This window comes from Methylomonas rhizoryzae (genome assembly GCF_008632455.1).
Lineage (GTDB): Bacteria > Pseudomonadota > Gammaproteobacteria > Methylococcales > Methylomonadaceae > Methylomonas > Methylomonas rhizoryzae.
In genome coordinates, this window is sequence record NZ_CP043929.1 from 2,512,587 (window position 1) to 2,532,358 (window position 19,772).

The following is a 19,772-nucleotide window of genomic DNA, read 5'->3' on the forward strand; positions in this document are numbered from 1 at the left end:
GTTAGTTCTCTGCAGTTTGTCGGGATAAACCGAGTTACAAACATTCTCCGGCCGGCATACGGCGATTATTAAATTGCGGGATATAACTCAGCACACCAAGGGATATGACGCAAACTCGGCTATCGAAGTCAGGATTCGGCCGTGTACCGCTGCATCGATTGCCGATGCTCTTTAAATGGTCCACATATTGCTGTCGCTATAAGACTCACTAGATCACCTAGCCCCGCTTTTATGCACAGCCCACTCATTTCGTCCTGCTACCCCGCCCCGCAAATCCCGGGTAAATTTTTGTTTGCCGTTGGCTTTATTTGTCTGATCTTCAGCCTATCGACCCAGTCGGTTTGGGCCATGGAAAAGAGCCAAAAGCAATGCTTTTCGGCCTTGCAAGCGGCCCATGCCAAGGTGTTCAGACTGGCCGGAAATCATGCGGCCGCGTGTTTGAAGAAAAGCCAACGCAGCGGTGCCGATCCGGAAAGCTGTTTATCCAGTCCGACTAAGGCCTTGCGTAAGGCGCAAATGCATACCGAAGCGGTATTGGCGAATAAATGCGAACTGTTGCCGGAAATAGGCCCGAATAGCAGCGAAGCCATCAACGCCACGACTAACTTGCTCAAGCAACTATTCGGCGACGACTTGAATTCCGCACTGGCGACGGCAACCGATAGCGCCGGGGAAAAATGCCGCAATGCGGCGGCACAAACCCTGAATCAATTGCAAAAATTGGAATTTGCCGATTATTTACGGCGTAGCGCCAAGAGCCTGAAGAAAAATCGGATGGAATCCAGCGAAGACTTGGCGGCCTGTCTGGAAACAACCTCAGTTGCGCTGAACAAAGCCCGCAACAAGGCGGTCGCCAAGCTGACCAAGGCTTGCGAAGGCGTCGATCTGGCCGACGCACTTCCCGGCCGTTGCGCCTCAGCGCAAAACGCGGAGGCCTTCGCCCAATGCGTGGTAGGAGAAGCCCATTGCGGCTTGAGCGAGCGCTTGAATCTTTCCGACAATCTGCAAGTCAGCGGCCATACCTTCCAAAACGGCGTCGCCAGCCATTATTGCGGGGTCAAGCCGGAATCGGCATTCAGCATAGCCAGACAATGGAACGAAGAAAATCTGGCGGCCATCCGCATCGATACGCCGCGCCCGCCGGTACACGCCCGCAACCTGTTTCATCTGTCGGCCGCCATGTACGACGCCTGGGCAGCTTACGACGACATCGGCAAAGGCTATTTCGTCGACGAACGCATCGTATCGGACACGCCGCAACAAGACCGGGAAATAGCCATCAGCTTCGCCGCTTACCGGATACTGGCGGCCCGTTACTCGTCCCCTTTAGCCTTGGGTTACGCCACGTCGCAACAGCGATTCGCCGCCTTGATGAGTCGCTTGGGCTTGGATCCCGCTTATACCGACAGTCAAGCAAACAACCCGGCCGCGGTCGGCAACCGCATCGCCGCACGCATATTGGCCGCAGGCATGGAAGACGGTTCGAATCAAGCCGGCAATTACAGCGACTCCGGTTACCAAGCGGTCAACAAACCGTTGATCGTCAAAGAACCGGACATTTTCCTCACCGATGCGAGCGACCCTGCTTATCAGTTGAATCCTAACCGCTGGCAACCCTTGGCACTGGATAAAACCGTGACCCAAAACGGCATCCCGCTACCGGACAAAATCCAGACCTTCATCGGTTCGCAGTGGGGCGCCGTCAGCCCGTTCGCCAGCCAAAACGCCGGCGAGGAGCTGAACAAGCAGGATTATGGGCGGCCGCCGTTGCTGGGAACCGATAGCGACAGCGAATACAAACGACAGGCTTTACAAGTTGTACGCATGTCCGGTTACTTAAGCCCCGACGACGATACCACCATCGACATCTCCCCGGCTGCCCTAGGCAACAACGCCTTGGGCAGCAACGACGGCCATGGTTACGCCAAAAATCCGGTCACCGGCCAAGCTTATGCACCGCAAATCGTCAAACGTGGCGACTTCGGCCGGGTATTGGCGGAATACTGGGCCGACGGCCCAACTTCGGAAACGCCGCCCGGACATTGGAATTTGATTGCCAACCAAGTAGCCGATACCGCCGGCTTCACTCATCGATTCGCCGGGCAAGGACCTAGTTTGGACCGCCTGGAATGGGACGTAAAAACCTATTTCGCCTTAAACGGCGCCACCCACGACGCCGCCATCGCTTCCTGGGGCGCCAAACGCATTTACGATAGCGCCCGTCCCATCACCATGATTCGCTATATGGCAAAGTTAGGCCAATCTTCCGATGCCACCCTACCCTCCTACCATCCGCAGGGCATACCGCTGGAAGACGGCCTGGTGGAATTAATCAGCGCCGAATCGGCCGCCAGCGGCCAACGCCACGCGCATTTGCTAACGGCCCAAGCCGGCGGAACGATCGGCGACATCGCCATTTTGGCCTGGCCGGGCAGCCCGGACGACATCCACAACCAATACAGCGGCGTCCGCTGGGTACTCGGCAAAGCCTGGGTACCTTATCAACGCAAGACCTTCGTTACCCCGGCTTTTCCGGGTTATTGCTCCGGCCACAGCACCTTCAGTCGGTCTGCGGCGGAAGTACTGACCGCCATTACCGGTAGCCCGTATTTTCCGGGCGGATTTGCGGAAACTGTATTTGCCAAAAACAGCTATCTCATCCACGAACAAGGCCCATCCGAGAACATCCGCTTGCAATGGGCGGGTTACTACGACATGTCGGATCAAGCCGGTCAATCCCGCCTATGGGGTGGAATCCATATCGAAACGGACGACTTCGCCGGCCGTCTGGCCGGCAGCGTAATCGGCAAAGCCGCGTTTCGCAAAGCCCAGTCTTATTTCGACGGCAGCGCCCAATGAATATCAACCCCGGCCGAATAACAACGACCCGCCTGGCACCGTTAGGCTTAGCCCTATGCTCTCAGTTAGCGAACGCGGCGCCTAGCCTGTTGCACAGTTTACAGCTTGGCCTGCAAACGGACACTCCGGTATACGATGCCGCCAGTAGAACCTACCGGCAAAACGCCACCTTGAAAAACCTCTCGGATTCGGCGATAGCTGCGCCGATTTCCTGGGTACTGAAAAATACTTCGCCGCCCGCTACTTCCTTAGCCGTCACAGAGGCCGACGGGCAAACCATAGACGGCTACCCTTACCGTGTCGTCATGGAACAGGGCCAATTGGCTGCCGGTCAACAAATCGAGGTTTCGGTGAGTTTTGCAGCCACCCATCCGTTCAGCCCGGCGGCCACTCAAACGCTAACCCTTTTGGCCGGCAAGGTTTTTAAAAAACAATACACGCCGTCCGACCCATCCCACTTCAGCGTCAGTTACGACTTGGTCCGCTTGCCGGCGGGTAATCAGCGTCCCATCGCGGTTGCCAAAGCGGTGTGGGAAAACGGCATCGTCAGCTTGAACGGCAACCTATCCTCCGATGCCAACAGCGGGCAAACCCTAAGCTATCGCTGGAGCTTATCCGCCATACCGACCGGCAGCGCTGCCGCCATCGAGCAGACCGATGCCGCGCAAACCCGGTTTACCCCGGATCTGACAGGCGATTACGGCATCAGCTTACAAGTCAACGACGGCTACGAAGACAGCCTGATCGACACCATCACCTTGACGGTCAGCGAAACCGGCGGCAGCGTCAGCAACCGTGCGCCTACTATCACCTCTACGGCCAACACCAGCGCTACCGGCACCCGCGCTTACAGCTACGCGGTGCAGGCCAACGACCCGGACGGAGACGCTCTGACGTTCAGCTTAACGACCGCACCGTCCGGCATGAGCATAAACGCCGAAACCGGCCTGATCGGCTGGACGCCGATGCAACCGCATCACGACGGCGCTACCAGCCGGGTTGTGCTCAAGGTCAGCGACGGCAAAGGCGGCAACGCCAGCCAGAGTTTCGACATCGCCGTCAAGATTTGTACCTGCCTTTGATTTATCTATGAACAACTATTTGAATCCGTTGTTGCCGCGGTTATTGCTCGCAGCGTTGTTAACGCTGACAGCGGCCACGCCCACTGCTTATGCCGCGCTCGATAGCCACCCCTGGAACATTCAAGGTGTTTTGTCGGTAAAAGCCAGTCTCGGCGCAAAAACCGCACAACTCAAGAAACAAAGCCTGGAAGCCTTGCACGCCGAATTTGCGCCCGATCACAGTTTTAGCTTAAGCGGCGACCAATTCGAATTGATCGGCAGCTGGAGCGAACAGAAAAAACGTTGCAAATTGGTTTTAGACGGCAACAGCGTAGCCAAGATCATCAGCACGATTAAAAACGACCTGGCCGCGCAAACCGGCCTGAAAACCTCTCTCCTGCTGAAAAGCTATAAAGCCGGCTGCAAGTTGAGCAAGAGCGGCGCGGTGCTGAACGGCAAGATCTCGGTTAAAGCCAAACTGGCTTATCCCGAATACAGCAGCAAGACCGGTAGCCTGCAGCTGGATTATCTGTTCGAAGGCGACCCCGAATGAAGCTGCTTGCAGCGATACCGTAGCGACTGAGCGGCGCAATCCCCTTCAAGGCTAGATTCGGCCACAATCGGCAACAAGCCGCATATCGGCGTCTTCGCGCACTCCGGTCCTTGCCGATGAACACCCTAACATACAGCGGTAAATCGGCCTTCCAAACGACGCCAACGTCAGCGGAAATAAATCTCCCTTACCGCGCGTTGTTGTGCCAATCAAGCTTTTTCGGCGCACTACGAGTATGCTCTGTCCGAAATGAACGAAAAGCCCCGTCAATCCGGTATGTATTCCGCCGAAAATCGCCTAATCTACGCCTGATTCGCTGACGCCATTTGCGGCAAAAGCTTCCTTACGATGTGATTGACACTCCGATCAGCCCGCCCGGGGACCAATGAAAAGCACTAGCGCCAAAACTCTATGTCGATGGCAAATCCCCCTTTTTCGATGGACGATTTGCCTCCTTTAAAAAGACTACAGGCATGGATAAAACCGACAATTCAACAAACAAAATGCCTCGTTTCCTCGACAAGCCAATAAATACACGGTGCAGCAAGCGCCTTTCAACAGCGAGACTCAGGACTGCTCGGGGTTTCAGGCTATTGGCCTGGCAAACGGTTTGTCTAACCAGCCTGTGGGGTTGCGCCACATTCAATACCTTAAACGATACCGAAACCCCGTTGCTTCAACGCCAATACATTTACAGCGGTACCCGCTTGGACTGGGCCGCGATAACCGAAAACGCCATCGCGTTACGAAAATTCAACGTCAAGCCTCCCGCATACCCTTTAGCGGATTTGCCGCTTAGTTTTACCTTGGACTCCTTATTCTTGCCCTTCGCGCTCTGCACCGAATTTTTTCATTGACCGCGCAAAACCACTTTTGCGTATGATGGGCCGGAAACTATCGGCAGAAATTGCCAACCCAAAGGCTAGTGCTCCTTTAACCGCAAACACAGCGTTTAAGCTTCCGCTCGGTTGTTTGAAGCAACGCCAAGAAATCCAGCGAATTTTGATAGATTGTACGTTCCGTATAAAACCGTTCTTAAGAGGTATAGATGGACTTGGGTCGAATGCTGATCAGCGGCGGACTAGCTATCGTGTTGCTTGGCTTGGCGATTAAGTACGCTCCGTGGCTATTCGCCTGGTTCGGCCGTCTGCCGGGAGACATACGCATCGAAAATCAAAACAGCTATTTTTTCCTGCCCGTTACTTCGATGGTCGTCATCAGCTTAATACTATCCTTGATCGTAACTCTGTGGTTGCGCAAGTGACAGACTGCGATTCGCTTAATCACTCAGTTAAAATAGGCGGTTTTTCTTCCCCTACCAGACGCAAGCACCCAGCATTATGATTTCTTCTACCTTATGGGCTTTCGATTTCGACGGCGTTATCTGCAATAGCGCAGTCGAAACCGCAATAACCGGCTGGAAAGCTGCCGGCCAACTGTGGCCCGACATGCGCTCGGACATGCCGGAGGATCTAGTGGACAAATTCCGCCGGATACGCCCGATTATAGAAACGGGATACGAAGCGATTCTGGCGATGCGCATGTTGCACGTCGGCGACACTATCGGCAGCATTTACCAAGAATATCCGCAAAAAACCGAACAATTGCTGTTACAAACTCAAGTCACCGTCTCCGAGTTGAAGCAATTATTCGGCGACACCCGGGATAACTGGATAGCTTACGACAAAAGCGGCTGGATAGGCATGAATCCCTTGTTCGACGGGGTGGTTGACAAATTGCGCAATCTGCAACGCTACGACAATTGGTTTATTGTGACCACCAAACAAGAGCGCTTCGTCCGCAAAATTTTACGCGCTAACGGCATCGACTTAGCCGATCAACGCATCTACGGGCTGGACCGCAACATGCGCAAACCCGAAATTCTCAAAGAGTTAATGGCCGGGCACTCGTACCGCGCGCTACATTTTGTGGAAGACCGCCTGCCTGCCCTACGCGAAGTGCAAGACGATGCTGAATTGTCCGGCAGTCAATTGTTTTTGGCACTATGGGGTTACAACACGCGAGAAGACAAAGCTTTAGCCCCGCAATTGGGAATCAAACCTATCGAGTTGCAGCAATTTTGCGCCGGGCCGGTTAATGAAGATGCTGCAGGTTGATTACGGGAATACGAAGAAACAAACTACACGTTAATATCTTCTAATCTGGAAATCTGTTTTTCGGTTAAAAACGGTCATTTTGCGACATTCACGCAGCTGAAAAACATGTGCAAATAGCCTAAAAACTAGCGGAACGATTCGAGCTCTTTCAAGCGAATCGCTAAACGCAACCGGTCGTCCACCTCGAATTTTCGAAAAATAGACGACAAATGCGCTTTGACGGTGCGTTCGGAAATCTCCAAAGCGGTTGCGATAGTGCGGTTGTTTTCTCCTTGCCTAATCATTTCGGCAACCTCCAACTCTCTGGCCGATAACGACTCGACCATGCGTACCAACCGGTCTTTATCGACCGGGGAAGAGTGTTTGCCGCCATGACTAGCGTATTTGCCCGATAATACGTCGATGACTTTGGGAACCAGCGCACGCTTGATCCAAACGTCACCCTTGAGAATGCTGTCCACAGCCCGTAATAAAACGACGGAAGCCTCGGCTTCCTCGCAATAGCCAGCCGCGCCGCGGGCAAACACCTCGATTTGTTTATTCTCCGGCCAGCATGAGCCGATAACGAGATAACGCGCTTGTCTGTTATTCAACAGACCGAACAGACTAGCGTCTTCGTCCAATTTCTTTGCTTCGACTATGACAACATCGGCCTGATGCTCTTTATGCGCATTGAGCAAACGGTTAACGGAATGCTGATTGATCAAAGCATGCGTCCAGGGGGCGATAAGTTCGGGGTTATTGGAAAGAATCAGGATACTAGCCACGGCAAAAACTTAGGCGCTCGGTGAGCATAGGCGACGACACAAAAAATGAAGGGGGGAATATAAAAGTGTAAGCATAGTCACTAGCCGCTCAATCGGCTAGAGCCGACTCAAGCCAGCGGGTGCGTAACTTGTCTTTGTGGATATATAACCACTGCAAGGCAATAATCGGAATAGCGGATTCTATCTCCCCGCGCTCCAGCAGCGCAAAGGCTTCGTGAGACTCAACGGCACACACCCGAATATCCTCGCCTTCGTCGGCTAAACCGTGCACTCCGCCGACGGTACGGGCGTCCACCCGACCGCAAAATAAGGTGATGTATTCCGAACAACCGCCCGGCGTGGTAAAAAATCGCTGAATTTCGATCAAATCCAGAATCCGGCAGCCGGATTCTTCCTGTGCTTCCCGGTATGCCACCTGTTCCGCACTTTCGCCGGGTTCGATCGCGCCGGCCACAATTTCCACCATCCAGGCTTTTTCCGGTTGCAATATCGCGCCGACGCGGAACTGCTCAATCAACACGACTTGGTCGAGATCGGGATCGTACAACAAGACCGCGACGCAATTGCCCCGTCGAAACAATTCTCGAGTAATGGGCTCGCTCCAACCGCCTTTAAACAAGGTATGCGTGACCGTGTATTGATCCAGCCGAAAAAAGCCTTGGTAGGCGGTTTCTTGATTCAAGATTTGAAAGCGTTTGGTGGTCACTTTTTGTATTCAACCTTATAAATGACGCCTAATTTATCATCGCTAATCAGCAAACTGCCGTCCGGCGTCTGCAATACATCGACCGGCCGCCCCAAAACTTTCCCGTCCGGCTGCAGCCACCCACTAATAAAAGCTTGCTCGTCAACAGGTTGTCCTGAACGAAATTTGACTAATGCGATTTGATATCCCTGGGGCTGGCTCCGATTCCACGATCCGTGCTGAGCAACGAACAATTGCCGGGCATATTGCTCCGGAAACTGATTCCCCGTATAAAACCGCATGCCTAACGGTGCGACGTGCGCTTTATATCGCCAGATCGGCGGCTTGAATTGAACGCAGGCCTTATCCTCGGCTAGCTCCGGATCGCGTATCGTCCCGGCATGACAATAGGGAAAACCGTAATGTTCGTGACTGCCTGTCCATTTGTTTAGCTCGTCAGGCGGCGCATCGTCACCCAGATAATCGCGACCGTTTTCGTTAAAAAACAAAGACTGGGAACCCGGTTCCCAATCAAAACCCACGGTATTGCGAATGCCGCTTGCGAGTATTTGAAATTGACTGCCGTCCGGATTGATCCGAAACAGCGAGGCGAAACGCTTGTCTTCAAGCTTGCAAATGTTGCAAGGGGCGCCGATAGCGCTGTATAGCTTGCCGTCCGGCCCGAAACGGAGATATTTCCAGCCGTGGTGTTTATCGGTGGGCAATGTATCGTAGACGACTTTCGGCTCTCCCGGCTGCTCCGGATGAGACTCGATATCGTCGAATCGCAAAATACGATTGACTTCGGCAACGTAAAGCGCCCCGCTTTTATAGGCAACGCCGTTGGGTAAATAAAGATTATCAGCCACGGTAAAACGCTGTTCGGCCACACCATCGCCGTTAGCATCGCGCAGAGCGTACACTTGCCCTTCTCGCGAGCCCACAAACAACACACCTTTGTCGCCCAATGCCATTTGCCGGGCATTCGGCACATCGTCGGCAAAAATGGATATTTTGAATCCGTAAGGCAGGCGCAAGCGGCTCAACACCGCGTCGTGCTCGGGTTTGGCGGCTATATTCAATGAAAATGCCCATAAAAACAGCACCCAACTCAATCCTTTCATTTTTTAGCCCCCTCCAATAAACTTTGCGCCATATTACCACTCCAACTCTTGAAATCGAGCAATCGATACCCAACTCGCTTCCATCACCACACTATAAGGATAATTAATATGTTAAGAATTTTGCTGTTTTTAGCTACCAACGTGGCCGTCATGATAGCCATCAGTATTATTTTCAGTGTTCTCGGCTTAAAAAGTACCTTAGACGCTCAAGGCGTCGGCCTTAACTTAGACGCGTTGCTGGTCATGTCCGCCATCATCGGCATGACGGGATCGGTCATATCGTTATTCATGTCCAAGTGGTCGGCCAAAAATGCCATGGGCGTGCACGTTATCGAGCGCCCTCAAAATCAAACTGAACAATGGCTGGTCAACATCGTGGAAAAACTGGCTCGGCAAGCCGGAATAGGTATGCCGGAAGTTGGAATTTTTAACGCGCCGGAACCGAATGCGTTTGCGACCGGCGCCAATCGGGACAGCTCTCTGGTAGCGGTGAGCACCGGTTTATTGCAAACGATGTCCGCCGACGAAGTTGAAGCGGTGTTAGGACACGAAATCAGCCACGTGGCTAACGGCGACATGGTCACCATGGCGCTGATGCAAGGCGTGGTCAACACCTTTGTATATTTCTTCGCCACGATAATCGGCCATATCGTCGATCGTACCGTATTTAAAACCGAACGCGGCTACGGACCGGCATATTATGTAACCCAAATGTTGGCGCAAATCGCCCTTTCCATTTTGGCCAGCATGCTGGTCATGTGGTTTTCCCGCTACCGCGAATTCCGTGCGGATGCAGGTGGCGCACAACTGGCAGGACGGCAAAAAATGATTGCCGCGCTGCGTGCGCTGCAACGCTCTCACGAGCAGCCCCAACTGCCGGGTGAATTAGCCGCATTCGGCATCAATGGCGGCGGCGTACAGCGCTTGTTTATGAGCCACCCGCCCTTAGAAGAACGCATCGAAGCATTGCAAAGCCAACGTTAACAAAAAGCAGGGTCGGTCGTTACGGCCGACCCTTTCTTATAGTCCATGCCACGTCAATTCATTCGATTTTCCATCGACATCGATTACGAGCGCTACCTGAGCGTTTATCAAGGCTTTACTCAATCGATCACCGTCGTCGCCGAGGACGGCCGTAGCCTCAATTTCCCCGCCGGAAACATCCGACGCTTTCTGACTCGATCCGGCATTCAAGGCAGGTTCGAGATGGAGCTTACCGATCGCAATAAATTCATTGCGCTTAGAAAACTTGCTTAGACAGGAAACCAAGGGCATTGCGGATTCCTTGTCCGATAGTTCCTACGGGAAGCGACTTTCCTGAAATTAAATCCCGCAAACACACAGTTATCCAAAGCCCTACGCTCTTTTCGATACCGAATGGGCCGGATAGACTTCCATCCGTTCGATTACAGCTCAGGTAAGCCAAGCTGCTACGCGTCTAGCATATTTTTCGAAATCCATAAAAAAATTTGCACCTACCTCTTTACAATTAAATGATAATAGTTATCATTAATCACAACAATTGAAGTGTGAGGTTTCCCATGTACGTTTGTGTTTGTAAAGCCGTTACCGATAGCCAAGTTTCGCAAGCTATAGCTCAAGGCGCTTGTACCCGCCGGCAGCTGATGCAATGCACAGGCGCCGGCGGTGTTTGCGGTAAATGCAGCCAAAGTATTAAAAGTTTACTGGACGAAAAGCTATATCAGCCCAGTCTCGCGCAACCCGCCTGATAAACCTCAATATCAGGCGTTGCCGCGTGCTCGGCCGCCGGCAACGGCAACGGCAACGGCTTAAATTTTCATCCCAACAATCAAAACGGCATATTGTCAGGCGTTTGTCCTCGCGCTATTTGTGTCTCGCCTCTATCCCTTCCTTCAACCCGAACCGCTTAGTTGCAAGTTATCTGCAAAGAACGCGTTTTTTTGCGGAAATTAAAATCGCTAAGATCGTGGATGTGAGAGTCCGCACCGAACAACAACTCTTTATCTTCCATCGCGTCTTTTTCGGTTAAACCCAAAGATTTCAGCAATTCCGGGTACTTTTCCATTTCCTTTAGAGTCAGTTTGAAATTCAAATTTTCAAATAGCACAACGCGCGCATTGGGTCCTATTTTTAAACTACTTATCCGGGAATCCCAGTCTTTACCTTGAACATTGCGCAAATTGTTTAAACTTTGCGTCCCCTTTAGCCTGAAGGAATCTCCGCCATACTGGCTTTCCGAGAAAAAATCCGCCCAGCAGCCATCCTCGGCCTGAGTCGAGCTGACGCTCGTCGCCAATATCCCTATCAGTACTATCGTTTTTCCCCATATTGTTTTAATGCTTGGATTATTCATCGCCGGTCTCCTGGTCATGAAGCGAAATACCGATAGTCGGCTATCGGCGTCTACATGCTCGACAGTTGGCGGCCTCAGTATCTATGTCCTCTTGTCGGTAAAGGCTGCGGCTCAATTTCATCAGCCGCTTCATTATCGATCAAAAGTTCACGCTGTATAGACCTAACCGTGTCGCCGTACAGAAAATTGCACCATCATTTAAGCCAACCCCCTTCTTCGCATCATTTCGAAGCCAACCATAGTAGAAACGCTAATTTGATCTAACAATCGTGAAAAATATCCATAAAAACCCAGCCAATTCGCTTCGCTTCTCATAAGCATGCGGCATGTCAAGGAACTTATTTAGTGACATTTGTCAAGCGACTCTGTTAAATTAATCGCAATTTACTTACCCATTAGAGAAGCGAACTTACGGGCTAAACCGTGCTTTGCATTGCCCACCCAGCCTAACGCGTTCTCGATACCCTTTTCCATCAACAACAATCAATAAGAAAGCGGAGGGTGTTATGAAGAAAAAACTTGTGGTCTTTTGCGACGGCACATGGAACGAACCGGACAAAAACCCTACCAATGTTGCCAAATTATTCGAGGCAACCCTGCAGGAAGACCAAAAGGGGATACCGCAAGTCGTGCATTACATCCAAGGAGTAGGCACGCATTGGTACGATAGGATGATGGGAGGCATGTTCGGCTGGGGGATTTCCGAGAACGTCAAAAGCGGCTACCGTTTTTTATGCAGCAATTACAACCAAGGCGACGAAATCTATTTGTTCGGTTTTAGCCGAGGTGCCTATACCGCCCGCTCTCTGGCCGGATTGATCCATAACATGGGCATCTTGCGGCGCGAGCATTTCGACCAAGTCAACCAAACCTACGCACGCTACAAAGACAAATCCCCGGATTGGCATCCAACCGGTCCCAAAACCCAACAATTCCGTAGCGAATTCACCCACGGCGGCGAAAAAATCCGTTTCCTGGGCGTTTGGGATACGGTAGGCGCATTAGGCGCGCCTTACGGCCTGATATTAGGCTATTTGTGCGACTTGCTGTTCTCCTGCCGTTTTCACGACACTAAACTGAGTTCCAGCATTTTGAGCGCCAGCCACGCCATATCCGCCGACGAACACCGCTGGCCGTTCCGCCCGACCTTGTGGCAACTGGGAGCCAACCATAACCCCCAAGACTTTATCGAAGAATGGTTCCCCAGCGTGCATTCGGACGTCGGCGGCGGGTATCCGGAAACCGGCTTATCCGATAAAGCCTTGGTTTGGATGGCGGATCAAGCCACCAAACAAGGTCTGAGCACCCAAGTCAAGCTGAGTCCGAGCCCGGAGACGGCGCACAATTCGCAAACCCGTTATTACCAATATGCCACGTTGATCGCAGTGAAATGGCCGGCAACCGCGTTGATCGACCTTCCCGGCAAAGTCTTTAAAAACTGGCCGGCTTGGTTTTACGGAAAATTAAACGAGATTGGCTTACTGGCGGAACCCGACATCGCGGAAAAGGTCGCACGCATTCAAGCCAACGGCGATTATTGGCGCCGATAACCCCACACCTCGCCGCGTTAACACCGGCCAAACAGGTAAAGTAGCGAATCGCATCGCTCGCTGCTTTACCCAAATCGGACGTATTGCGCAAATTACCGATGTATAGCCTAGCCTCCCGATCCGCAATCGATGAGCAGCGTGTTTAAAACTCTTCCCAACTTCGCGTCATCACGCCAAGCCTAAACATCGTTCAAACAGATGCTCTACAAACCGTTCATCAGCGCCTGTGCGATAGCGTTGACTATCGCCGCCTTGTTGCCTTACCTCCGTGCAGTCGCCCAGGGCCGCGTGCTAGCCCACGTGTTTTCCTGGGTGATCTGGGGGATAACCACATTTTCGGTATTTCTAGCTCAACTGGCCGAACACGGCGGAATCGGCGCCTGGCCTATAGGAGTTTCCGGTAGTCTGACGATCACGGTTGCTGTACTGGCTTACCGGCAACGCAAGGCGTTAGATATCGCTCCCAGCGATTGGTGTTTCTTTTTAGCCGCCTTATCCGCATTGCCGCTGTGGCACTGGACCGACGATGCTTTCACCGCGGTATTAATTCTGACGGCGGTTGACATCCTGGGTTTTGCCCCCAGTTTTCGTAAAGCTTACCGGCAACCTGATTCGGAATCGCCTGGATTTTTCGCGCTGTTTTTGCTGCGCAACATCTTGGTGATATTGGCTTTGGAGCATTATTCCTGGACGACCGTACTGTTTCCGGCGGCGGTTGCCGCAGCCTGCACCGCCATGATCGGTCTGATTTTGCGTAAACGGCCTTAAATCCGCCCCTTAAATTTCCCGCCTGCCGGTTGGCATACAAACCTATTACCTGTCTAATCGAACGCCAATCTACAACGCTCAAGCTAATCTAGTCCGACTTGGCAAAACGCGATCCTTTTGCAGCCACCCCCGCCTTTCCGTCACAAACGCCGTTTACAATGGCCGCCCCACCGTTCGCCTTGCTTTGCGCCATGGAGTTTTCGCTGCTGACTTTGAATCTGCATACCTACCAACAACATCCTCGCCATTGCAGTTTCGAAACCATGCATTTGCACGAGCGCGAGGTGCGGATCATTGCCGAAGCGATGGCACATTTACGGGTCGACATAGCGTGTTTTCAGGAGGTTGGCGAATATCTGCACGATCCTATCACTCGTCCCTACGGCGAATCCCCTTCCAACATGGCGTTTCGGATTTGCCGGCGCTTGCGCAGCTGGGGCCATTGGTACCATCAGCATCAGGATTGGAGCCACGTCGGCTTTCAGCGCTGGCGGGAAGGCACGGCGATTCTCAGCCGCCATCCGATGCACCACAATTATGCGGATTACGTGTCCTATTGCCGGCGCAAAGACAACTATATGTCGCGCAATGTGACGCTCAGCTGCATAGACTTACCCCGGTTCGGTCTGCTGCATGTGGCCAACGTGCATTTAAGCTGGGCGCACCACGGTTTTTTCGAGGAATACGGTCGGCTGCGCGGCTTGATCGAATCGCGCCGCCATTTCGGTGTCAGAGCCGATTTGATGGTAGGCGATTTCAACGCCCCGGCCGGCGAGCACGCCTATAACCACATCGTCGGCAACCGCGAGTACGTGGACCAGTTTTTCGAACTACACCCGCAACGGTTTTACGAACCGACCTTCCGCGGCCAGATCGACGGTTGGCGGCACAGTCCGCCCAAGCGCATCGATTACATTTTCAAACGCAACGGTCAACCGATCAAAGTGAGCGCTATGGAAGCGATTTTCAACGACCGCTTTTACCCGACCGTATCGGACCATTTCGGTTATCTGGCCCGCTTCGAAACCTGCTAAGGATATGGTTGCAAACAACTTCCCTATGTCGCAAGGTAAGGATTTTTCCGTTCGTTCCTAGCCCTTCGTCCCCGCTCATCAGAGCCTTGTCGAAGCATGAATTGTTTGGCGGGAAAAATAATTTCGAGCAGTTATTTTTCACCGGAGCCAAGCCCCGCCTAAACAAAGACGGCGCGGCCGGCAAGCCGGAAATCCCAATGCGCTTGAGCGACGTCCTGTCAACATCCGGTAACCACAAGGTCATCAACTTGTCACGCTCGACGCCGACAATCGCCAGCCTCTACACGACTATCCGGTGATTGGCGATGCGTATACGGCGATTGGTTTGTCTATTGCTAATAGCGGCCGCGGGCTGCGCCGATCGCGCCGTGCAGCGTTCCGATGCGCAATCGGCCTTGTCCGGCACCGATTACTTCGTCAAAAGTTACCGGCAAGACGCGGTCAACGCCGGGCGGCAAACCCTGGAGCAATATTTACTGTGGGTCACACGTTTTTACCAGGGTTGGGATATCTATCCGAGCGGCTGGGAGCAAATCCAGCGGAACCTGCTGGAACCGCTGCCTGACGACTCGAACCGCACGGAGCTTGAAGCGAAGCTGGAGCACTTGGGACGCAGCATTGCCGCCGAATGGGCCAAGAACAACGCCACCCGCCGCATCCACACCCGCCATGTCGCCATATGGGGGCGAGCGTTGCAAAGAGCACAAGCACTCGGCCAAGCCCCGGCGATGATAGAGCGCATTACGACCGACGTGGACAATTTGCTGGAAAACAAGATCAGCGCCGACGTGATTACCGAAAACCGCTTTTATGCCGAGGATGACGTGTTGAGCGAATATCCTTGACCCGGCGGCAGTCCGGCTAGGCTAGCTGCTTTGAACCGAAAGCATGTGGTGCCGGCCGCTATCGTTGACTATCAAACGCCCCTAGCCGCAACTTGCCGGACACCAACCCGTCTCCGGCGCTCGTCAATTCCGCTTCTCCCACCGTTATGCCGTGCTGGTGTAAAACCGCCAGCCAAGCTGCCAGACGGTCGAAGGTCAGCGGTTGCAAGCGAACGTCCACGTCGCCTCCGTCGCCTAGCTGCTGCTCGGCAATCGCATCAGCCACTTGCATTTGCCGGCTGCTGTCGGCCAGGGTTTGCCGAATATCGGCCGACACCGCGACCGCTTCGCCGGCCGCATCGCGTAAGGGTTTGACCCTGGCGGCAACCTCGCTCAGATGTTGCAACACGTCTCGTTGCGCCTGAATTTGCGCGTACAAAACGGCGTTACGGGCCACTTGCGGCGAATACAGCCAAAAATAACCCAGCACGATCAGAACTGCCGCGGCACCGGCCACGCATAAACCGCGTTCGCGCGCCGATAACGCCTGCCAACGATCCGCCACTGCCGGACTAATGAAGCGCAAAGCTCACCTCGCCCGAATTCGCCCCGGACCCGGAATCAAACTGCACGCTACGCCCCAAAGCCTCCAAGGCTTGCTGCAGAATCTCCGGAGTTTGTCCCTGCGCCAAACGCATGCCGACTTGCAGCCGGCCGTCGACGTAAACCAGCGTGTGCAGTTGTCCGCCGACTTGGGAGGTAACGACGCTGCCCAAATCGTAGAGCAGCCGCAAAAAGCCGCTTTGATTCAGCTGCGCTTGACTATTCAACGCGTCCAACTGTTGATCTGCTTGTATTTTCAAATTCACCAAGCGCTTGACTTCGGGAAAGGTGGCCGTGAACAGCGTTTGACTCTGCGCTTTGAGTTCGGCCAGTTGCCGTTGTTGTTGGCCGGCCAGATACCATTGCCCGGCCACTTGCAGCGCGCCCGCCAGGGTCAGGATCAACAGCGCCGGCGCCCAACTGCGCAGGCTGGCGGGCGATTGATTTTTTAATGCGAATTCGCCGCTCAATAAATTGAACGGCGCCGCGTGCGCTAGTTGCTCCCGGTACAACAGCAAGGGCTGCCGCCATTCCTGCGGTACGCAGACGAACTCCGCCGCGTCGGCCGCCTGCCGGCTCCATAGCCGGCACTCGCCTTCGGCTTTGCCTTCTTGATACAACCTTTGCAACACACCCCACAACCATTGTCTATCCCCGCCGCCGCCCAAAGCCCTGCCGTAACGCAATACCGCGCGCTCGGCGTCATCCGCGGCGAATGCGGTTTGTCCCGCATGCAGCGGCAACAGCAAGGGTTCCGGCAGGCATTGGCTCACTTGAATGCCGGCTTCGGCAAACCTCTGCAGCCGGACGGCCAGTGCCGCCCTATCCACCAAGGCGACCGCCAGCGGACCGTTACGTTCGGGCCGCTGCCACACCCAATGGTATTGCTCTATGCCGTCCGCCAAATAATCTTCCAATGCAAAAGGTAAGGCCTGTTTGATTTGCGCAAACGAGCGTAGCGGCAAGTCCAATTCCAACAGCAATACCGCTTCGGCCGGCCACACGGCGCAGACCTCCCGTTGCTCGGCAGCTTGCGCCAACGCTTGTAAGGTGCCGGACTGCACGCCCCGATCTACGGCCGGCAAATCCAACCATTCGAAGCTGCCGCCGACCGTTTCCCGGCATAAAATCGGCTCAGCCATCGAAATTCGCCACCCGAGCACGGCGATTAAACCACACCTGCCCTTCGCCGCCGGTTTGTAAGCGGCTTTCGAAGCGTAGCGTCACGCCGCCGAAGCTGACCAGGCCTTGCAGCAGGTAATGGCGATTGCCGACCGCGATCCCGTTATTGCCTATGCCGCTACCTAGCACGGCTTCGTCCTGTAAAAAGGCCGCCACATCCTTGAACGGTTTGCCGGCCGCCCGGAAAATCGCCTCCGCCAAATCCTCGCTGATGTCATCGGCCAGACAGCGCAACAACAACGGCGGCGCGGTGTTGACGTTGAGCGGCAGATAAGCGTCGATTGCACTGAGATAAGGCCGCAACTTGGCGTACTCGGCCGGGCCTATGCCTTTCACCAAACGTAATTCGCTGAGGTCGGCAAAATTGCGGTTAGCTGCCCGATAAGGCGGATGCAAGCGCGAATAGACCTCGTCTTCCGCGCCGGCGGGATAACGAATCTCGCTATCGGCATCCAGCCAGTCGACAATCGCGTCGGCTATGGCCGGGTCCAGCTCCAGATAACGCAACAACCGCCGTAGCCGCTGCAGTTCTTGGGTTTGCAGTTCGCCTTCCGCCAGCAAATTGTTCAGATTGAAAGTATGTTGTTGCGCCAAAAGCCGCCCTTTCAGTTCCACGTTGCCTTGCTCTTGCAATTGCACGTTGCGGCCGGCAGCGTCGCCGGCTTGCAAAATTCGCACGGCCCAATCTTCCAAGGCATGCGCATAGACCCAAGCCTGATCGTTGCGCAATTGATTGTCGGTACGGCGAATATCCAGCTGCCGCTCGCCGGACATCGACAACACGCTGACGGTGGCCAACGCCAGTACCAGCAGCACGGTGAGCAACGCCACCCCGCGTTGGCGGACGAGTACCGGCATCAACGCAAACCGAACACACGCCGCAGCGTGCCCAATCCCGGCAGCTCGACGTTGACTTCGACCGCCCGCGGCAAAGCCGCGCCGGCAACCGGCCAATAGCCGGACCAGTCACCGCCGTAAAAACGCAGCTGCAGACTGCGCGCCTCGAGAATCCGCCGTTGAACGATGCGGCTTTGCGGGGTTCTATCCAAGGCATTCCACACCCCTCGATATAACATCCCGTTTCTAAACCGGTACACCACGCGCTGTAAATTGCTGCGCCCGCCGGAATCGGGCAACCATTCCGGCGTGCTGCGGGTCAGGCTCAAAACATCCTCGCCCATCCCGCCTTGGAACGCGGTGAGGCTGTCGCCCAGTTCGTCGCGTACCGGACGGGCCACGGCTTGTTGCAAATCTTCGTTCAGCCAATAAAACGCCTGCTGCACTTCACGCAGTTGCCGGGCCCGGTTTTGGGTGTCCAGCCGGGTTTGCATGACCGCGCGTAAACCGCCGTAGGCCATCGCCGCCATGATGGCGAATACCGCCATCGCGATCAGCAGTTCCAGCAAGGTAAAGCCAGCGCCGTGCTTGCCTAGCCGCTGCTTCATGAGCCGACCGGTAAATAGTCGATCAGACTGGCATAGGCCGAGGCGTCGCCTTCCAGAAATACATTGATTCGATAGCGTTCCAGCCCCTGCCCTAAAGGATGCAAAGCGGCGCGGTCGGCTCGCCAGTGCCAGCGGCGTCCGCCCATGTCGTCCCGGCCTGCCGCGCTTTCCGGCCGGGAGCCGGATAAACGCAGTTGTAGCATTTGATTGTGCGCGATTTGTTCGGCGATGAAGGTGTTTTCCAGTACCCATAGATTACGGGTGTTATAAGCGGCGATTTTTAGCAAGCCCAACATCAAAATCGCCAACAGCGCCAAGGCGATCAGCACCTCCAGCAAAGTAAAGCCGGCGGATTTAATCGGCATGTATCGTTTCGCCCGCCAGCGTCCAGCCTTCGTCGCCGGTGTTGTTGAGCCAAACCGTTGTACCGGCCTGTTGCACCGCGATTTCCACCGCTACGGCGCCAGCCGGCGCCAGCACGAATTGCGGTTTGCCACCGGCCGTGACCGGCAATAATTGCGCTGGCAAGCGTTGTCCCTGGCCGTCCAGGCGCAACAGCAAACCCAACCCGGCCGGCAGTTGCCTGGGCCTGAACAGGGAGTCACTGTCTTCCAGCCGCCAAGCCGCATTGCTATGGCGGAAAAATCGGTAAGCCGATTGACACAGCTCTACCGCTATGGCTTCGCCGCGCAGCTCGGCTTCCTGTTCGGCCAGTTGCAACAAGGCTTGCAAGCGCTCGGCTTCCTGGCGCTGCCGTTGCTCACTGCCGTCGTTGCCGATTGCCAACACCGCCATGGAGCCGATCACGCCGATTAATACCAACACCACCAGCAGCTCGATCAGAGTAAAACCGCCGCTTTTCACC

The 19,772-nt window shown here is 54.4% G+C and carries 23 protein-coding genes; 13 read left to right on the plus strand and 10 right to left on the minus strand.

What is annotated here, in order from left to right; translation table 11 throughout:
* Window positions 1–231 precede the first annotated feature (231 nt).
* From F1E05_RS20260 to F1E05_RS11215, 6 genes are all read left to right on the plus strand, one after another.
* Window positions 232–2,859, plus strand: coding sequence for a vanadium-dependent haloperoxidase (locus tag F1E05_RS20260; RefSeq protein WP_190303112.1), 2,628 nt, complete (start codon window positions 232–234; stop codon window positions 2,857–2,859).
* Window positions 2,856–3,941: an Ig domain-containing protein gene (locus F1E05_RS11195; RefSeq protein WP_190303113.1), complete on the plus strand. Its 1,086-nt coding sequence runs from the start codon at window positions 2,856–2,858 to the stop codon at window positions 3,939–3,941. The genes F1E05_RS20260 and F1E05_RS11195 overlap by 4 nt, the downstream gene beginning before the upstream one ends.
* Before the next feature lie 7 nt (window positions 3,942–3,948).
* Window positions 3,949–4,473 carry a hypothetical protein gene (locus F1E05_RS11200; protein ID WP_150048472.1) on the plus strand — a complete coding sequence of 175 codons (525 nt, stop codon included), beginning with the start codon at window positions 3,949–3,951 and terminating at the stop codon, window positions 4,471–4,473.
* 593 nt (window positions 4,474–5,066) lie between these two features.
* Window positions 5,067–5,330: a YceK/YidQ family lipoprotein gene (locus tag F1E05_RS11205; protein ID WP_197737356.1), complete on the plus strand. Its 264-nt coding sequence runs from the start codon at window positions 5,067–5,069 to the stop codon at window positions 5,328–5,330.
* Window positions 5,331–5,521: 191 nt separating this feature from the next.
* Window positions 5,522–5,737 carry a DUF2905 domain-containing protein gene (locus tag F1E05_RS11210; RefSeq protein WP_150048476.1) on the plus strand — a complete coding sequence of 72 codons (216 nt, stop codon included), beginning with the start codon at window positions 5,522–5,524 and terminating at the stop codon, window positions 5,735–5,737.
* A 76-nt stretch (window positions 5,738–5,813) separates the two neighbouring features.
* Window positions 5,814–6,590 (plus strand): HAD family hydrolase, encoded by a 777-nt coding sequence (locus tag F1E05_RS11215; protein ID WP_150048478.1) that lies wholly within the window; start codon window positions 5,814–5,816, stop codon window positions 6,588–6,590.
* Window positions 6,591–6,715: 125 nt separating this feature from the next.
* Here F1E05_RS11215 and F1E05_RS11220 read toward each other — a convergent pair whose 3' ends face one another.
* The 3 genes from F1E05_RS11220 to F1E05_RS11230 form a co-directional block, all read right to left on the minus strand.
* Window positions 6,716–7,357: a response regulator transcription factor gene (locus F1E05_RS11220; RefSeq protein ID WP_150048481.1), complete on the minus strand. Its 642-nt coding sequence runs from the start codon at window positions 7,355–7,357 to the stop codon at window positions 6,716–6,718.
* An 88-nt stretch (window positions 7,358–7,445) separates the two neighbouring features.
* Window positions 7,446–8,063, minus strand: a complete 618-nt coding sequence (locus F1E05_RS11225; protein ID WP_150048483.1) for an NUDIX domain-containing protein — start codon at window positions 8,061–8,063, stop codon at window positions 7,446–7,448.
* Window positions 8,060–9,166 (minus strand): PQQ-dependent sugar dehydrogenase, encoded by a 1,107-nt coding sequence (locus F1E05_RS11230; RefSeq protein ID WP_150048485.1) that lies wholly within the window; start codon window positions 9,164–9,166, stop codon window positions 8,060–8,062. The genes F1E05_RS11225 and F1E05_RS11230 overlap by 4 nt, the downstream gene beginning before the upstream one ends.
* 108 nt (window positions 9,167–9,274) lie before the next feature.
* On the opposite strand from F1E05_RS11230, the gene htpX reads away from it, so the two are divergent.
* From htpX to F1E05_RS11245, 3 genes are all read left to right on the plus strand, one after another.
* Complete coding sequence (htpX, locus tag F1E05_RS11235) at window positions 9,275–10,150, plus strand: protease HtpX (RefSeq protein ID WP_150048487.1); 876 nt, start codon at window positions 9,275–9,277, stop codon at window positions 10,148–10,150.
* Window positions 10,151–10,195: 45 nt separating this feature from the next.
* Window positions 10,196–10,423 carry a DUF2835 domain-containing protein gene (locus F1E05_RS11240; protein ID WP_150048489.1) on the plus strand — a complete coding sequence of 76 codons (228 nt, stop codon included), beginning with the start codon at window positions 10,196–10,198 and terminating at the stop codon, window positions 10,421–10,423.
* A 284-nt stretch (window positions 10,424–10,707) separates the two neighbouring features.
* The gene (locus tag F1E05_RS11245; protein ID WP_150048491.1) at window positions 10,708–10,896 is read left to right on the plus strand and encodes a (2Fe-2S)-binding protein; all 189 of its coding nucleotides are present in this window, start codon (window positions 10,708–10,710) and stop codon (window positions 10,894–10,896) included.
* Window positions 10,897–11,054: 158 nt separating this feature from the next.
* Here F1E05_RS11245 and F1E05_RS11250 read toward each other — a convergent pair whose 3' ends face one another.
* A complete protein-coding gene (locus F1E05_RS11250; RefSeq protein ID WP_150048493.1) occupies window positions 11,055–11,501 on the minus strand; it encodes a beta/gamma crystallin domain-containing protein in 447 nt (148 codons plus the stop codon).
* A 506-nt stretch (window positions 11,502–12,007) separates the two neighbouring features.
* Between F1E05_RS11250 and F1E05_RS11255 the strand changes: the two genes are divergently transcribed.
* From F1E05_RS11255 to F1E05_RS11270, 4 genes are all read left to right on the plus strand, one after another.
* The gene (locus tag F1E05_RS11255; RefSeq protein WP_150048495.1) at window positions 12,008–13,051 is read left to right on the plus strand and encodes a DUF2235 domain-containing protein; all 1,044 of its coding nucleotides are present in this window, start codon (window positions 12,008–12,010) and stop codon (window positions 13,049–13,051) included.
* A gap of 198 nt (window positions 13,052–13,249) precedes the next feature.
* Window positions 13,250–13,819, plus strand: a complete 570-nt coding sequence (locus tag F1E05_RS11260; protein WP_150048496.1) for a hypothetical protein — start codon at window positions 13,250–13,252, stop codon at window positions 13,817–13,819.
* A 158-nt stretch (window positions 13,820–13,977) separates the two neighbouring features.
* Window positions 13,978–14,853: an endonuclease/exonuclease/phosphatase family protein gene (locus F1E05_RS11265; protein ID WP_232056633.1), complete on the plus strand. Its 876-nt coding sequence runs from the start codon at window positions 13,978–13,980 to the stop codon at window positions 14,851–14,853.
* 305 nt (window positions 14,854–15,158) lie between these two features.
* On the plus strand, window positions 15,159–15,698 hold the full coding sequence (locus tag F1E05_RS11270) for a hypothetical protein (RefSeq protein WP_150048498.1): 540 nt from the start codon (window positions 15,159–15,161) through the stop codon (window positions 15,696–15,698).
* A 58-nt stretch (window positions 15,699–15,756) separates the two neighbouring features.
* Here the strand turns inward: F1E05_RS11270 and gspM are convergent, their stop codons facing one another.
* From gspM to gspH, 6 genes are read right to left on the minus strand one after another with little or no spacing between them, the layout of a single operon-like run.
* A complete protein-coding gene (gene gspM, locus F1E05_RS11275) occupies window positions 15,757–16,263 on the minus strand; it encodes a type II secretion system protein GspM (RefSeq protein WP_150048500.1) in 507 nt (168 codons plus the stop codon).
* Window positions 16,250–17,422 (minus strand): type II secretion system protein GspL, encoded by a 1,173-nt coding sequence (gene gspL / locus F1E05_RS11280; RefSeq protein WP_150048502.1) that lies wholly within the window; start codon window positions 17,420–17,422, stop codon window positions 16,250–16,252. Before gspL ends, gspM begins: the two co-directional genes overlap by 14 nt.
* Window positions 17,415–18,320 carry a type II secretion system minor pseudopilin GspK gene (gene gspK, locus F1E05_RS11285; protein ID WP_150048504.1) on the minus strand — a complete coding sequence of 302 codons (906 nt, stop codon included), beginning with the start codon at window positions 18,318–18,320 and terminating at the stop codon, window positions 17,415–17,417. The genes gspL and gspK overlap by 8 nt, the downstream gene beginning before the upstream one ends.
* The gene (gspJ, locus tag F1E05_RS11290) at window positions 18,320–18,907 is read right to left on the minus strand and encodes a type II secretion system minor pseudopilin GspJ (RefSeq protein WP_150048506.1); all 588 of its coding nucleotides are present in this window, start codon (window positions 18,905–18,907) and stop codon (window positions 18,320–18,322) included. Before gspJ ends, gspK begins: the two co-directional genes overlap by 1 nt.
* A complete protein-coding gene (gene gspI / locus F1E05_RS11295; RefSeq protein ID WP_150048508.1) occupies window positions 18,904–19,272 on the minus strand; it encodes a type II secretion system minor pseudopilin GspI in 369 nt (122 codons plus the stop codon). Before gspI ends, gspJ begins: the two co-directional genes overlap by 4 nt.
* Window positions 19,262–19,771 carry a type II secretion system minor pseudopilin GspH gene (gspH, locus tag F1E05_RS11300; protein WP_150048510.1) on the minus strand — a complete coding sequence of 170 codons (510 nt, stop codon included), beginning with the start codon at window positions 19,769–19,771 and terminating at the stop codon, window positions 19,262–19,264. Before gspH ends, gspI begins: the two co-directional genes overlap by 11 nt.
* Between the last annotated feature and the right edge of the window lies 1 nt (window position 19,772).

Bases quoted from the DNA above. Each gene is read 5' to 3' on its own strand.
- F1E05_RS11255 (WP_150048495.1), top strand. From the start codon at position 12,008: ATGAAGAAAAAACTTGTGGTCTTTTGCGACGGCACATGGAACGAACCG.
- F1E05_RS11210 (WP_150048476.1), top strand. From the start codon at position 5,522: ATGGACTTGGGTCGAATGCTGATCAGCGGCGGACTAGCTATCGTGTTG.
- F1E05_RS11215 (WP_150048478.1), top strand. From the start codon at position 5,814: ATGATTTCTTCTACCTTATGGGCTTTCGATTTCGACGGCGTTATCTGC.
- F1E05_RS20260 (WP_190303112.1), top strand. From the start codon at position 232: ATGCACAGCCCACTCATTTCGTCCTGCTACCCCGCCCCGCAAATCCCG.
- F1E05_RS11270 (WP_150048498.1), top strand. From the start codon at position 15,159: ATGCGTATACGGCGATTGGTTTGTCTATTGCTAATAGCGGCCGCGGGC.
- gspK (WP_150048504.1), bottom strand. From the start codon at position 18,320: ATGCCGGTACTCGTCCGCCAACGCGGGGTGGCGTTGCTCACCGTGCTG.
- F1E05_RS11195 (WP_190303113.1), top strand. From the start codon at position 2,856: ATGAATATCAACCCCGGCCGAATAACAACGACCCGCCTGGCACCGTTA.
- F1E05_RS11250 (WP_150048493.1), bottom strand. From the start codon at position 11,501: ATGAATAATCCAAGCATTAAAACAATATGGGGAAAAACGATAGTACTG.
- gspI (WP_150048508.1), bottom strand. From the start codon at position 19,272: ATGCCGATTAAATCCGCCGGCTTTACTTTGCTGGAGGTGCTGATCGCC.
- gspL (WP_150048502.1), bottom strand. From the start codon at position 17,422: ATGGCTGAGCCGATTTTATGCCGGGAAACGGTCGGCGGCAGCTTCGAA.
- F1E05_RS11260 (WP_150048496.1), top strand. From the start codon at position 13,250: ATGCTCTACAAACCGTTCATCAGCGCCTGTGCGATAGCGTTGACTATC.
- F1E05_RS11240 (WP_150048489.1), top strand. From the start codon at position 10,196: ATGCCACGTCAATTCATTCGATTTTCCATCGACATCGATTACGAGCGC.
- F1E05_RS11230 (WP_150048485.1), bottom strand. From the start codon at position 9,166: ATGAAAGGATTGAGTTGGGTGCTGTTTTTATGGGCATTTTCATTGAAT.
- htpX (WP_150048487.1), top strand. From the start codon at position 9,275: ATGTTAAGAATTTTGCTGTTTTTAGCTACCAACGTGGCCGTCATGATA.
- gspJ (WP_150048506.1), bottom strand. From the start codon at position 18,907: ATGAAGCAGCGGCTAGGCAAGCACGGCGCTGGCTTTACCTTGCTGGAA.
- F1E05_RS11265 (WP_232056633.1), top strand. From the start codon at position 13,978: ATGGCCGCCCCACCGTTCGCCTTGCTTTGCGCCATGGAGTTTTCGCTG.
- F1E05_RS11200 (WP_150048472.1), top strand. From the start codon at position 3,949: ATGAACAACTATTTGAATCCGTTGTTGCCGCGGTTATTGCTCGCAGCG.
- F1E05_RS11245 (WP_150048491.1), top strand. From the start codon at position 10,708: ATGTACGTTTGTGTTTGTAAAGCCGTTACCGATAGCCAAGTTTCGCAA.